The organism is Burkholderia sp. Tr-862, assembly GCF_011753085.1.
GTDB lineage: Bacteria > Pseudomonadota > Gammaproteobacteria > Burkholderiales > Burkholderiaceae > Burkholderia > Burkholderia ambifaria.
Map to the genome: position 1 here is coordinate 14,996 of NZ_VWWG01000092.1, position 12,725 is coordinate 27,720.

The window sequence follows — 12,725 nt, forward strand, 5'->3', positions numbered from 1 at the left end:
TCCGGTAGCCGGCGAAGACGATGCAGCACGCGTTTCCGGCACCGTGGACGTTCGAACCACGCAGCAGACCGAAACGGGGATCAAATTGAGCACGACCCATGCATCCGGGGAACCCCCGCGCGTCGTCAGCGCGGCCGCGAGGCTCTACGCGAAATGCCTGCTGGTCGGATTCGCGCTCTTGCCGGCCTATCTGATTGCCTATTTGTGGTTCTTCGGCGACCCGCGCGTCGTGTTCGAGAGCCACGCATTCCATGAAATCGCGATCGCGGCTGCCACGCTCGAAGGCGCATTCGTCACCTACGTGACGTGGGTTTGCTACCGGTCGTCCGGCGAGCCGCTGCTGCGCTGGCTGACACTCGGCTTTCTCGGTTTCGCGATGATCTACTCGCTGCACGGCGTCTTCACCGGGATGGCGCACCACAATATCTGGCTGTTCCTGCTGTACGGGCCCGCGTCGCGGCTCGTGATGTCGATCCTGCTGCTGACGGGCATGCTGTCGTATTCGAATCCGCCCGATCGGCCGGACAAGCGCACGCGCGCGCTAACCTGGCTGCCGTGGATCGCGTTCTTCGTGATCATCAATGTGGTGGTCGCCTACATCGCGTATTCGCCGGTCGCCGGCGCGCTGGGCACGCGGCTGTCGATGGAAGGCGGCGCGCTGGTGTTTTCGCTGCTGAACGTCGGCGTGCTGCTCGCAAGGCGGATCCGTTCGCCGCTGATGGTGATCTACGGCATGTCGATCATGGCGTTCGCGCTATCGTCGGTCGCGTTCATCGTCGGCAAGCCATGGAATCACATGTGGTGGCTCGCGCATGCGATCTTCGCGGGCGGGTTCTTCCTGCTCAGCTATGGCGTCGTGCAGGCGCTGCAGACGACGCGCTCGTTCTCGGCGATCTACCGCCAGGAAGACCTGATGAGCCGGCTGTCGGAATCGATGGCGCGCACCGATAGCGCGTTGCAGGAGTTGCGGCGCACGAACCAGAAGCTCGAGTACATGGCCGCGACCGATCCGATGACGGGTGCGTCGAACCGCCGCCAGTTCATCGGGCAGGTCGAGCGCGAGATCGTGCGTGCGGAGCGCGACGGCACGCCGTTTTGCCTGCTGGCGCTCGATCTCGACAACTTCAAGAACATCAACGACGCATACGGGCACCAGATCGGCGACGAGGTGCTGCGCGGCGTCGTGCGCCAGTGTCTCGAGGCGATTCGTCCGGCAGGTGCGCTCGCGCGGGTCGGCGGCGAGGAGTTCATGGCGCTGTTGCCCGAGATGCCGCTCGAAGGCGCCCGCATGACGGCCGAGCGCGTGCGTTCGTCGATCGCGAGTTCGCCGTTCGGGCTGGATTTCAAGCGCGTGCAGGTGACGGTCAGCGTCGGCGTCGCGCAGTACGGTGTCGACGGGAGTACGGTCGATGCGTTGCTGCGGGCGGTCGACGAACGGCTGTACCAGGCGAAGCGCGACGGGCGCAATCGCGTGGTCGCGCACTGACGCGCGACCCCCGCGCATCCGGCGACGTGGCGCGCGTTGATGCGGGGCAATGGCGCGATGCCACGTACCGCCGTTTGGCGCGCAACCCGAACGAAGCCCCGCCCGCGAATCCGCGCGCGGGGCTTTCGTTTCACCGACGGCCCGACTATCGCGACACAATCGCCGCCGCGTTCACAGGCTGCGCGTCCTGAATCCGCTGCGCTGCCTGCCACCAGTACTTGCCCGTGCGCAGTTGCGGATCGCGGATCGCGAGATACGTCGTGCTCCACAGCTGCGCCGCGTTGGCCTCGGTCGCATCCGCGCTGCGCGTGCCGAATGCGTCTGGCCGGTACTGGCCGTTGACGTACGACCAGGTCCACATCTCCGACGTGCGCATGTCGCGTCCGTTCGAGATCACCTGCCAGATCGTCTGCCGTGCCTGCGTCAGCAGCGTGCGCGTCGTGGCCGACAGGTCCTGACGTGCGAGCTGGCGATCGAGCCCGGCGACCCACATCGCCTGCTGCCACGACCAGATCACCGTGCCGTGATACGCGGAACTCGTGAACTTCGGCCACAGCGCCTGGCTCGCATACGCGGGGTTCGCGATCAGCATCCCGACATCGGTGACGAGCCCGGTCGGGAAGGGCCGCGTGACGTCGGCGACGATCCGCTGGAGTTCGTCGTCCGGCGGCGTGCCGAACAGCAGCGCGAAGCCGCCGTCGGAATTCATGACCGGGATCGGGGTGCCTTGCTGGTCGAGCGACAGCGCGTAGAACGACAGCGGCGCGCTCGGCGCGGTGCCGGCCGGCACGCCGGCGGACGGCGCATAGGTCGACACGTCGGTCGCCGCCTGCGCGGCCGGCACGCTCACCTGGAACAGCGGCGGCGCCTGCTGTTCCCAGGTGGCCGCTTCGGTCGCCGTGTTCGCGAGCGTCGCGCGTTGCCCGGCGTCCAGGTACGGATCGAGCAGGCCGCGCGCGAGGAACGCGTTCGCCGCGCGCAGCGCGGCCGGCACGAGCACTGCATTCACGTCGTACGGGTAGACGCCGCCGCCGAGCCCGTCGGTGCTGTCGCGCCAGTTGCCGACGATCTCGCCGGGCCGCAGGCGGATCAGGTTCGCGACCGACGGCTGCTGCGCAAACGGCTGCGCGGTCGCCGCGACGTGCAGCAGGTTGACGACGAGCCGGCTGCCGTTGGTCTGGCCGTCGCTGCCGCGTTGCGCGAGATAGGCGGCCGCGCGCGCCTGGCCGCGTGTGTCGTCGATCAGCCAGGCCGCCGCGATCGGCGCGAGCAGGTAGTCGCTGTCGATCATCTTGTAGTCGTAGGCCGGCGTCGCATCGTTCGGCCGGCCTTTCTTCGCGTTGTCGACCAGCGCGAATTCGCCGATGCCTTCCTCGTGCGCGACCTTGCCGTCGTTCGACAGGCGGCTCAGCACCGACGTCAGGCCGGCCTCGATCGCTGCCGGCTCCAGCACCGGCATCAGCATGCGCACCGAGATCAGCGTGTCGCGGCCGAAGTAGGTGTCGTACTGCCACGAGCCGGCCAGCAGCTTGTCGTGGAAGCTCAGGAATTCGAGCACGTTCTGGCTGACCGGGTCGGGGTTCACGGACGGCGCGAGCAGGTCCGCACGCGTGATCGGCGACAACGGCGTCTCGCCCGACAGCGCGTCGACGTGCAGTTTCAGCGTGCGTGAGCCGGGCGCCGCGCGCAGCACGAGCTTGCCGCCTGCGGCCGGCGCGATGCTGCCGCCGTCGCGCAGCGTGATGCGCAGCGCATAGCCGGGGGCGCCGTCGATCCTGTCGCGCTGCCATTGCGCGGCGCTGCCCTGGATCGTCGGGGCGGTGACGATCTCCGGCGGAATCGTCGCGCCACCGTTGAAGTCGCGCAGGAAGCGCACGTTGCTGAGCACGCCTTGGCGGATCGTCAGCGTATCGGTGTCGACCGACACGTCGGCACCGATGCCGTGCAGCGGACGACCGTGCGAGTCGGGCGCCGACAGCGCGGCGGGCGGCGTGTCGAGGCTCCAGTTCACCGGCTGCGCCGTATCGTCGAACCACAGCCCGGTGCCGCTGTTGCCGGCCGGAAACACCACGAGCAGGCGCGGTTTCGTCGATGAGCGCACCAGCAGATGCGCGGCGACCTGGTCCTGCCGGTAGAACGCGTTGATCTGTCCACCGGCGTCCATGCGGAACGACAGTGCGGCCTGGTTCGACGGCGGATTGGCCGGCTTGACGTCGTCGTCGTTACAGGCCGCGAGCAGGCCGGCGCAGACGAGTCCCATACAAAGCGACTTCGCGAAACGATGCATGTCATGTCCCTCCTGATGAATGGCGATTTTTTTTGAGAATGATCGAATCAGCGGGCGCTCGGCCTGCTTTGTCCGGTGCGGCGACATTCGGTTGAATGCGCGATTTAATCCGGACGTGATGCGGGCGAATTGGACGGAATAACCGGCAGGCGGTTAATGCCCGAATTGAAAAGCAAAAGGAGACTTCGCCCCGGTGAGGCACGAATGAATTCTTCTACAGGTGCCCCGGCATGGCGCCGGAAGCGGCGCGTGTGCGGCGGGGAAGTGAAACGTAAGCTGTCGTAGGGGATTCTAAAGTTCCGATAAAGATGGAGTCAATAATGTTTTTGAAAACTCTTGGATGATTGCTTGAAAATCGGATGAAATTATTTCCAGATGGGTCGGTAAAATGTTCGAATCGGGATGAATTGAAAATAATCGAATTTGAGATTGGGCGAGAATCGATCGGCAATGGATGTCGGTATAGGCCATTTTCCGGTGCTTGTCGGGTGGTTGAACCGACGACGGCGGATTCGGCGAATTCGACGCGTCCGGCGCCTTAGCAATCGGTGTTCCCGGCATGGAGCCGAGTGCGGTCGCGCTATGCCGCTTCCGAGTTCCGGCCTGAACCGCTATGTGTGCGATCGCCCGTCGGCGCCGACAAATTTGGTAGGCTTGGAGGCGTCCTCCGCTTTCGATTTCGGTCCTTCGCGGGGCCGGGTGTTGCATCGATGATCAGCGGTGGACGAGGTTGCCCTTACATCATTTTGGAGAATGCGCGGTGCTGCACGTACCCGACGATTCAGTGCTCGTATTGGTCGATTTTCAGACACGACTGATGCCGGCGATCCACGATGGGGCGTCTGTCGTGGCGCAGGCCGTTCGACTCGGCCGTATTGCCCGGATATTCGAGGTGCCGGTCATCGGGACCGAACAAACCCCGCTCCGGCTCGGCGAGAGCGTGTCGGAGATCAGAGGGTTGTGCTCGGACACTGTGGCCAAGGACCATTTCGACGCGTGCGCGGATGGTCTGGCCGATGCGCTTCCGGCCGAACGCAACAGCGTCATCGTGGCCGGTTGCGAGGCACATGTCTGCGTGTTGCAAACGGCCTTCGGCTTGTTGCGGAGCGGCCGTAAAGTCACGGTGGTCAGCGACGCTGTGGGTTCCCGCAAAACGGTCGATCGAGAAGCGGCGATCGACAGGCTCGGGGCGAACGGCGTGGAGATTGCGACCGTCGAGATGATCGGGTTCGAATGGCTCGGATCCAGTCGGCATCCGCGCTTTCGCGACGTGCTGCAATTGATCAAGTGAAGCGCGACGAGCTGAGCATTTATAGCCGGGACGGCGCGGCGCAGCCGGTGGGGCCGTTCTAACTGACGATGCCGGTGCGCACTTTCGAGCCGGCATCGCGCTTACAGATCCTTGAAGGCGGGGAGGAGATCTTGCTCGACGAGCCGGATCTCTATTGCGTGACGACCTTCGGCAAATAGATCATCCACCCGACGCCCGGCTTGTCATCGAATACTTGTTTGGTGACGTAGCTCCTCGGGGAGACAGAAACGTAAGCGGGATTGAATGCGGCGACCGTCGCCTGATCCGTATCGGTATCGCCAGCGCTTCGAGCCTGATGGACGCACCTCGAGATACAGTCCATTGCCGTCGGTAAGTTTGGTAGGCTTGTTGCCTGCTTTCGCTTGTCGGATCTTGACGTCGGTAAGTGGCGCGGTGAAAAAGCGGGGATCGTCGTGGGAAGTTTAAAATTGCCCCTGCTTTGATACCCGCCTTTTCGTCGGCTGGGCGCGATTTCCGACGAACGTGAGCGAACGATGAAAGGGCAGTTGATGCCCCACTGGTAAGGGTTCTACGCGAATCGCGGAACCACCACGAACTGGAGCGAACGAAGTGATCAGACATATCGTCATGTGGAAGTTGAAGGAATCGGCGGAAGGCGGCACGCGTGCGCAGAACGCGCTGAAGCTGAAGGAAAAGCTCGAAGGCTGCCGCGATCTCGTGCCGGGCATCCTGCAGCTCGACGTCGGCGTGGCGACGCCCGGCCTCGACGCGACGTCGGACGTCGTGCTCGTGTCCGATTTCACGGACCAGGCCGCGCTCGATGCGTACCAGGTGCATCCGGTTCACCAGGAAGTGAAGAAATTCGTCGTTGCGGTGGCCGAATCGCGCCAGTGCGTCGACTATTTCTCCGAAAGCGCACGATGAGCGACGCGGCATCCCCGACGGACGGCCCGTCGATCGAAAGCCCGTTCGTCGATCTGCTCGGCGTGCGGCTCGTGTCCGCGAAGGATGGCGCGAGCGAGATCGTGCTGCCGCTCGACGAGCGGCACATGAACACGTGGAGCATCGCGCACGGCGGCGTGACGATGACGCTGTCGGACATCGCGCTCGCGATGGCCGCGCGCAGCCTGACCGACGACGGCGTCGGCGTCGTCACGGTCGAGATGAAGGTGAACTTCATGCAGCCGGGGCGCGGTGAGCTGCGCGCGTACGGACGCGTGATGCATCGTTCGACGACGATGGCGTACTGCGAAGGCGAAGTGCGCGACAGCGACGGCAACTTCGTCGCGAAGGCGCTCGGCACGTTCAAATACATGCGGCGGCTCGCGGTGGGCCGCGACATCAAGCGCCAACGCACGCGCACGGCGCCGGATGTCCAGCCCGGCCCGAGCGACGCGTAAGCGCCGGAACGAGCGGCCCTGCCTGGTCGAAGGCAGGGCCGTTTTGTTTTGCGCTCGGATCTGCAACGGATTGGCGATATGGCGCGAATGAAGCCAAGGAGACCGTTCGGCCGGATCGCCGTATGCGGGATGATCGCCGCCTACGACGGCGTGCCCGCGCCGCTCGCGAATCCGGGCCTGATCCTGCGCTCGCGACTGACGATGCAGGGTTTCATCGTGTTCGAGCATCCGTACGCGTGGCCGCCCGCGCTGGCCGAGCTGAGCAAACTCGTTGCGACGAAGCGGCTGCATTACCGCGAGACGATCGCACACGGGCTCGAGCGGGCGCCGGACGCGTTCCTCGGGCGCCTGAAGGGCCGTAATTTTGGCAAGCAGCGGGTTCAGCTTGTCTGACCCGCGCGTGGCATCATGTGACGCTTGTCCGCTCACGGCGCCGCACGCGCTGTCCTCACCGATGCCGCTGAATCCGAAGATCGCCCAGGTGCTCGACATGGTCGAGCGCGCGAAACGTCCGTCCTATCACCACCAGACGCCGCAGCAGGCGCGCGCCGCGTACGAGAAGAGCGCGCCGATCCTCGACGTCGCACCCGCGCCGATGCATTCGATCGAAGCCTGCGTCGTGCCGACGCGCGACGGCCGCTCGATCGGCGCGCGGCTGTACCTGCCGGTCGAGCCGAGCCTGGCCGAACCGCTGCCGGCGCTGGTCTATTACCACGGCGGCGGCTTCACGGTCGGCAGCGTCGATACGCACGACGCGCTGTGCCGGATGTTCGCGCGCGACGCGCAGTGCGCGGTGCTGTCGGTCGACTACCGGCTCGCGCCCGAACACCGGTTCCCGACCGCGGTGAACGACGCCGACGACGCATTGCGCTGGCTGCATCGCGAGGCCGCAGCCTTCGGCATCGACGCCACGCGGCTCGCGCTCGGCGGCGACAGCGCGGGCGGCACGCTCGCGACCGTCTGCGCGGTGCTCGCGCGCGACGCGGGCATCGACCTTGCGCTGCAGATGCTGATCTATCCGGGCGTGACGGGCTACCAGGACACCGAATCGCACGCGCGGCTCGCGAATGGTTACCTGCTGACGCAGGACACGATCCAGTGGTTCTTCACGCAATACGTGCGGGATCGGTCCGATCGCGACGACTGGCGTTTCGCGCCGCTCGACGGCAAGCGCGATGCGCCGTCGCTCGCCGGTGTCGCACCGGCGTGGATCGCGACGGCCGAATACGATCCGCTGAGCGACGAGGGCGCCGCGTACGCGGACAAGCTGCGCGCGGCCGGCAATTCGGTCACACTGGTCTGCTATCCGGGGATGATCCACGAGTTCTTCAAGATGGGCGGCTACGTACCGGAGGTACGGGCCGCGCATGCCGACGCGGTGGCGGCGCTCAAGGCGGCATTCGACGACGTTTGACGGCGGCGGCGCTCGACGCCGCGCGGAGGAAGCGATGACCGACGACTGGGTGGAAACGGGCGACTGGACGGTGCTGGGCGGTGATGCCGCACGCATTCGCGATGCGGTGTTCGTGCGCGAACAGCGGATTCCCCCGGAATGGGAACTCGACGACGAGGATCCACTGTCGCTGCACGCGGTTGCCTACCAGGTGGATGCGGCGACCGGCACACGCCGCGCGGTCGCGACGGGACGGCTGCTGCGCTCCGGCACCATCGGCCGCGTTGCGGTGCTGGCCGACGCGCGCGGGCAGGGTGCCGGATCGGCCGTGCTGCACGCATTGCTGGAGGCGGCACGGCATCGCGGCGAGCCGGTCGTGCGGCTCTACGCGCAGGATGCCGCGGTGGCGTTCTACGTACGGCACGGCTTCACGACGATCGGCGACCGGTTCGTCGAAGTGGGCGTGCCGCACGTCGAGATGGCGCGCGCGCCCTAGGGCGCGTTATTCGTATGAACAGGCCCGGGCGCCGCACGCGCAGGCTCAGCGCGGCTGCGTCGCGTCGATGTCGAACGTGAACGTGCGCTCGAACGTGCCCGGGCGAACGGTGCGGTGCGAGCCGTCGTCGTCGCAGCGTTCCTTGATGTCGACCGTCAGCCGCACGCCTTCCTTCATCGTCACGCGCAGCGCGGTCGTGCCGCGCGTACCGTATTCGGGTGTCTCGATGAACGCGGCCGACAGCGCACGCTCGCGCTCGATCGGAATGCCGGTGTGCGGCAGCGCGTCGTCGTCCGCGACGTGCGGATCGCGCATCAGCTCGATCAGTTCGTCGAGCGACGGGGTCGGATTGTCGGTGAGCAGCGTGCCGAGTTCCGCGCGCTTGCGCACGACTTTCGGCCAGGGCGTATCGAGCCGCGCGTTCGACAGCGCATGCACGCCGGCGGCGACCGCGACCGGCGGGGCGACGGCAGTTTCGCCTTCGGCCGGGCGGTTGCAGAACCACGCGAGTTCGCGCCGTTTCCAGTCGCCGACCAGCAGGTTGAAGCCGTTGTACACGGCCGAGTGCTCGGCCAGCGCGCCGAGATAATCGAGCGGCGCGACCGGCGGGCCGCCGAGGAAATCGGACACGAGCTTGCCGCGGGTCGGTGCGCCCGCGCGAATGTCGAACGGCGCGCGGTAATTGGTCAGCGCCGCGAAGCGGCCGTCGCGGGACACGCCGAGCCACGTGCCGCCCGCTTCGAGATCGCGGCCGGCCAGCACACCCGGCACGTCCTCCCACCACGAAAGCGGCGCACTCGTACGGCGAAAGAATTCGTCGCGATTGGCGATGAGGGTAAAGACGGGACCGGCGGCGGCATCAGGCTGCCAGTCGAAGGCAATCAGACACATCGGGCGAATCTCTCGCAGGAAACATCGTGCGCCGGCCGCCATGTGCGAACCGGCGTGCGAACAGGTTATCAGTGCGTCACGCTTCCGTCGGCCATGCGTACGGCAGCGCGTCGAACGCGAGCGTCGGGCCGTCGGCCGCACCGAGGTGCACGGTGCCGCTGTCGAGCGCGGCCAGCTTGATTTCGACGAGCGCGTCGACGCCGCCCGCGGGTGCGGCCGCCGCATTGACGATCATTCCGCACGGCTGGCCCGGGTCGTCGCTGTGGAACAGCTCGACGCCGGCATGCACGGTGTCGGTCTCGCCGGCAACGTGCGCGAGCGCGGTGCGGCGCTTGATCGTGCCGCGGTACTGGCTGCGCGCGACGACTTCCTGGCCCGGGTAGCACCCCTTCCTGAAGTTAACGGCGCCGATCACGTCGAAGTTGACCATCTGCGGCACGAACTGTTCGACGGCCGGCTGCGTGATGCGCGGCTCGCCCGCGCGCACGTCGAGCCAGTCCCATACGGCCGGCGACACGACCGGCAGCGTGCTGCCGAGCGCGGCGAGGCGCGCGTCGACTTCCGCACGCGGCCCGATCCACAGATAGCGCTTGCGGCCTGCCGCGTCAGGCACGCGGATCAGCGCGCCGGCGGGGCCGTCGACCTTCACGTGCACGCCGTCCGGCAGCGCGTCGAAGATGCCCGACAGCGCATCGCGCACGTCGCCCGCGAAGCCGACCACCGCGAGCGTGTCGCTCGCATCTGACAGTTTCGCCTTCGAGCGCAGCACGAACATGGACAAGCGTTTCTGAACGGCGGCCTGGACGTCCTTCGAGACCAGCAGGCGCACGCCGTGACCGGCGCGCCATGCGAGGAACGACGCGAGCAGGCGGCCCTTCGCCGAGCAGTAGCCGGACAGGCGCGCACTCGCGGCATCGAGATGCTCGATGTCGTTGGTGAGCTGGCTGTGCAGGAACGTCGCGGCGTCGTCGCCGGCCACGTCGATCACGCCGAACTGCGGGAGCGGCATGCAGGCGCCCGGCGCATCGAAATCGGCGGCGGACGGGCGGCGGAAAACGGGGAGCGAGGCAGGTGCGGCCTGGGCAGCCGGTGAAGCGAACGGTGTGCTCATGGAATGAGGGAACAGTCAACTCTGACTTTGACGGAGGCGAGCAAGTATTATATGGGTCTTACCTGAGTCTCGTTTCCATGTCCCTACTGAAGAAATGCGCCGCGACGGTCGTGGCGCTGGCCGTCGTTGTGGCCGCTGCCGGCGCGGGCGGCGGGTATTACTGGGCGACCCGGCCGCTGCTGCTGGGCGTCGCGTCGCTCGACGTCACGATCAAACCGCGCAGCAGTGTGAAGAGCGTCGCGCTGCAGCTCAAGCGCGGCGGCGTGCCGGTCGAGCCGCTCGGCTTCGTCGCGATGACGCGCCTGCTCGGGTTGTCGAGCCGGCTCAAGTCAGGCAACTACGAATTCAAGACCGGCATCACGCCGTACGACGTACTGCAGAAGATCGCGCGCGGCGACGTGAACGAGTACGTCGCGACCGTGATCGAGGGCTGGACCTTCAAGCGGATGCGCGCGGAAATCGACGGCAATCCCGATCTTGCGCACGCGAGCGCCGGCATGAGCGACGCCGAGCTGCTGCGCGCGATCGGCGCGTCGGACGCCGCGATCCAGCGCGGCAGCGGCGAGGGGCTGTTCTTCCCCGACACCTACCTGTTCGACAAGGGCACGAGCGACCTGAACATCTATCGGCGCGCGTACCACCTGATGCAGACGCGTCTCGACGAAGCATGGGCCGCGCGCGCGCCGGGGCTGCCGTACAAGACGCCTTACGAAGCGCTGACGATTGCGTCGATCGTCGAAAAGGAAACGGGCCACGCGGCTGACCGCACGTTCGTCGCGGCGGTGTTCGCGAACCGGCTGCGCATCGGGATGCCGCTGCAGACCGATCCGTCGGTGATCTACGGCCTCGGCGACGCGTACGACGGCCGCCTGCGCAAGCGCGACCTGCAGGCCGACACTCCTTACAATACCTATACGCGCCGCGGGCTGCCGCCGACGCCGATCGCCCTGCCGGGCGTCGCCTCGCTGCAGGCGGCGATCAATCCGGCCCAGACGGGCGCGCTCTATTTCGTTGCGAAGGGCGACGGCACGAGCGTGTTCTCGGACTCGCTCGGCGATCACAACAAGGCCGTGGACAAGTACATACGAGGTCAATAATGGCGAGCGGTAAATTCATCACGTTCGAAGGCATCGACGGGGCGGGGAAGACGACCCACCTGCAATGGTTCTGCGAACGTCTCCAGGCGAAGCTGGCCGTGAGCGGACGGCAGGTCGTCGTCACCCGCGAGCCGGGCGGCACGCAGCTCGGCGAGAAGCTGCGCGAGATCCTGCTGAACCAGCCGATGGATCTCGAGACCGAAGCACTGCTGATGTTCGCGGCACGGCGCGAACACCTCGCGCTCGTGATCGAGCCCGCGCTCGCGCGCGGCGACTGGGTCGTGTCCGATCGCTTCACCGACGCGACATTCGCGTACCAGGGCGGCGGCCGCGGGTTGCCGCGCGACAAGCTCGAGACGCTCGAGCGCTGGGTGCAGGGCGGCTTCCAGCCCGACCTGACGGTGCTGTTCGACGTCGCGCCGCAGGTGGCGAGCGAGCGCCGCGGCGCCGTGCGCATGCCCGACAAGTTCGAAAGCGAGTCGGACGCGTTTTTCTCGCGCACCCGCGGCGAATACCTGCGGCGCGCGGAAGAGGCGCCGCACCGCTTCGCGATCGTCGACGCGACGCAGTCGATTCCCGAGATCCGCCAGCAGCTCGAACGCGTGCTCGCCGCGCTGTAACCCGAAGGAACGCACCACATGATCTATCCGTGGCAGACCGACGACTGGAACCGCCTCCAGCAACTGCGCCCGCAGTGGCCGCATGCGCTGCTGCTGCACGGCCAGGCCGGAATCGGCAAGCTGCAGTTCGCGCAGCATCTCGCGCAGGGCTTCCTGTGCGAAGCGCCGCAGCCGAACGGCGAGCCGTGCGGCACCTGCGCGGCCTGCACGTGGTTCGCGCAGGGCAACCATCCGGACTACCGGATCGTGCTGCCCGAGGTGCTCGCGGGCGAAGCGCCGGGCGCGGTCGACGACGCGAAGCCGGCCGACGCCGATGAAGGCGGCAAGAAGACGCGCGCGCCGAGCAAGGAGATCAAGATCGAGCAGGTGCGTGCGTTGCTCGATTTCTGCGGGGTCGGTTCGCACCGCGGCGGCGCGCGCGTCGTCGTGCTGTATCCGGCCGAGGCGCTGAACGTCGCCGCGTCGAACGCGTTGCTGAAGACACTGGAGGAGCCGCCGTCGGGCGTCGTGTTCCTGCTGGTGTCGGCGCGCATCGACCGGCTGCTGCCGACCATCATCAGCCGCTGCCGGCAATGGCCGATGACCGTGCCGGCACCCGACGCGGCCGCGGCGTGGCTCGCGGCGCGGGGCGTCGACGATGCGCGTGCGCGGCTCGCCAGATCGGCAGCGCG

13 protein-coding genes and 2 pseudogenes are annotated in these 12,725 nt (G+C 67.0%); 10 read left to right on the forward strand and 5 right to left on the reverse strand.

Annotated elements, in window-relative coordinates; translation table 11 throughout:
* Positions 1 to 85 precede the first annotated feature (85 nt).
* A complete protein-coding gene (locus F3J14_RS22195; RefSeq protein WP_166724845.1) occupies positions 86 to 1,486 on the forward strand; it encodes a sensor domain-containing diguanylate cyclase in 1,401 nt (466 codons plus the stop codon).
* 145 nt (positions 1,487 to 1,631) lie between these two features.
* Here the strand turns inward: F3J14_RS22195 and F3J14_RS22200 are convergent, their stop codons facing one another.
* The gene (locus F3J14_RS22200; protein WP_166724846.1) at positions 1,632 to 3,773 is read right to left on the reverse strand and encodes a hypothetical protein; all 2,142 of its coding nucleotides are present in this window, start codon (positions 3,771 to 3,773) and stop codon (positions 1,632 to 1,634) included.
* A gap of 760 nt (positions 3,774 to 4,533) precedes the next feature.
* On the opposite strand from F3J14_RS22200, the gene F3J14_RS22205 reads away from it, so the two are divergent.
* Positions 4,534 to 5,064, forward strand: a complete 531-nt coding sequence (locus tag F3J14_RS22205; RefSeq protein WP_166724847.1) for an isochorismatase family protein — start codon at positions 4,534 to 4,536, stop codon at positions 5,062 to 5,064.
* A gap of 101 nt (positions 5,065 to 5,165) precedes the next feature.
* On the opposite strand, the pseudogene F3J14_RS22210 reads toward F3J14_RS22205, so the two are convergent.
* Both F3J14_RS22210 and F3J14_RS36225 read right to left on the reverse strand, forming a co-directional pair.
* Positions 5,166 to 5,347, reverse strand: a pseudogene (locus F3J14_RS22210) (LysR family transcriptional regulator); the annotation flags it as partial.
* Entirely contained in the window at positions 5,268 to 5,456 is a 189-nt protein-coding gene (locus F3J14_RS36225) for an Arm DNA-binding domain-containing protein (protein WP_348772008.1), read from the reverse strand. The pseudogene F3J14_RS22210 and the gene F3J14_RS36225, both read right to left, overlap by 80 nt.
* Before the next feature lie 199 nt (positions 5,457 to 5,655).
* Here F3J14_RS36225 and F3J14_RS22220 point away from each other — a divergent pair, with 199 nt between their 5' ends.
* The 5 genes and pseudogenes from F3J14_RS22220 to F3J14_RS22240 all read left to right on the forward strand — a co-directional run bounded on the left by F3J14_RS22220 (position 5,656) and on the right by F3J14_RS22240 (position 8,335).
* Positions 5,656 to 5,970, forward strand: coding sequence for a Dabb family protein (locus F3J14_RS22220; protein WP_006753419.1), 315 nt, complete (start codon positions 5,656 to 5,658; stop codon positions 5,968 to 5,970).
* The gene (locus tag F3J14_RS22225) at positions 5,967 to 6,446 is read left to right on the forward strand and encodes a PaaI family thioesterase (protein ID WP_166724848.1); all 480 of its coding nucleotides are present in this window, start codon (positions 5,967 to 5,969) and stop codon (positions 6,444 to 6,446) included. Before F3J14_RS22220 ends, F3J14_RS22225 begins: the two co-directional genes overlap by 4 nt.
* 102 nt (positions 6,447 to 6,548) lie before the next feature.
* A pseudogene (locus F3J14_RS22230) lies at positions 6,549 to 6,839 on the forward strand (NADP-dependent oxidoreductase); the annotation flags it as partial.
* 61 nt (positions 6,840 to 6,900) lie between these two features.
* A complete protein-coding gene (locus tag F3J14_RS22235) occupies positions 6,901 to 7,860 on the forward strand; it encodes an alpha/beta hydrolase (RefSeq protein ID WP_166724849.1) in 960 nt (319 codons plus the stop codon).
* A gap of 34 nt (positions 7,861 to 7,894) precedes the next feature.
* Positions 7,895 to 8,335, forward strand: a complete 441-nt coding sequence (locus F3J14_RS22240) for a GNAT family N-acetyltransferase (protein ID WP_166724850.1) — start codon at positions 7,895 to 7,897, stop codon at positions 8,333 to 8,335.
* A gap of 45 nt (positions 8,336 to 8,380) precedes the next feature.
* On the opposite strand, the gene F3J14_RS22245 is transcribed toward F3J14_RS22240, so the two are convergent.
* Together F3J14_RS22245 and F3J14_RS22250 are read right to left on the reverse strand one after the other, a co-directional pair.
* Positions 8,381 to 9,226 carry an NRDE family protein gene (locus tag F3J14_RS22245; RefSeq protein ID WP_166724851.1) on the reverse strand — a complete coding sequence of 282 codons (846 nt, stop codon included), beginning with the start codon at positions 9,224 to 9,226 and terminating at the stop codon, positions 8,381 to 8,383.
* A 76-nt stretch (positions 9,227 to 9,302) separates the two neighbouring features.
* Positions 9,303 to 10,337 (reverse strand): folate-binding protein YgfZ, encoded by a 1,035-nt coding sequence (locus F3J14_RS22250; protein WP_166724852.1) that lies wholly within the window; start codon positions 10,335 to 10,337, stop codon positions 9,303 to 9,305.
* Positions 10,338 to 10,414: 77 nt separating this feature from the next.
* On the opposite strand from F3J14_RS22250, the gene mltG reads away from it, so the two are divergent.
* The 3 genes from mltG to holB form a co-directional block, all read left to right on the forward strand.
* Positions 10,415 to 11,434 carry an endolytic transglycosylase MltG gene (gene mltG / locus F3J14_RS22255; protein ID WP_166724853.1) on the forward strand — a complete coding sequence of 340 codons (1,020 nt, stop codon included), beginning with the start codon at positions 10,415 to 10,417 and terminating at the stop codon, positions 11,432 to 11,434.
* Entirely contained in the window at positions 11,434 to 12,054 is a 621-nt protein-coding gene (gene tmk / locus F3J14_RS22260; protein ID WP_166724854.1) for a dTMP kinase, read from the forward strand. Before mltG ends, tmk begins: the two co-directional genes overlap by 1 nt.
* Before the next feature lie 18 nt (positions 12,055 to 12,072).
* The coding region (holB, locus tag F3J14_RS22265; protein WP_166724855.1) for a DNA polymerase III subunit delta' at positions 12,073 to 12,725 on the forward strand (653 nt) is incomplete at its 3' end.

What these genes read in the sequence shown, in the direction of transcription:
- F3J14_RS22200 (WP_166724846.1), bottom strand. Translation starts at nt 3,773, where the DNA reads ATGCATCGTTTCGCGAAGTCGCTTTGTATGGGACTCGTCTGCGCCGGC.
- F3J14_RS22225 (WP_166724848.1), top strand. Translation starts at nt 5,967, where the DNA reads ATGAGCGACGCGGCATCCCCGACGGACGGCCCGTCGATCGAAAGCCCG.
- F3J14_RS22235 (WP_166724849.1), top strand. Translation starts at nt 6,901, where the DNA reads ATGCCGCTGAATCCGAAGATCGCCCAGGTGCTCGACATGGTCGAGCGC.
- F3J14_RS22240 (WP_166724850.1), top strand. Translation starts at nt 7,895, where the DNA reads ATGACCGACGACTGGGTGGAAACGGGCGACTGGACGGTGCTGGGCGGT.
- F3J14_RS22245 (WP_166724851.1), bottom strand. Translation starts at nt 9,226, where the DNA reads ATGTGTCTGATTGCCTTCGACTGGCAGCCTGATGCCGCCGCCGGTCCC.
- F3J14_RS22250 (WP_166724852.1), bottom strand. Translation starts at nt 10,337, where the DNA reads ATGAGCACACCGTTCGCTTCACCGGCTGCCCAGGCCGCACCTGCCTCG.
- mltG (WP_166724853.1), top strand. Translation starts at nt 10,415, where the DNA reads ATGTCCCTACTGAAGAAATGCGCCGCGACGGTCGTGGCGCTGGCCGTC.
- tmk (WP_166724854.1), top strand. Translation starts at nt 11,434, where the DNA reads ATGGCGAGCGGTAAATTCATCACGTTCGAAGGCATCGACGGGGCGGGG.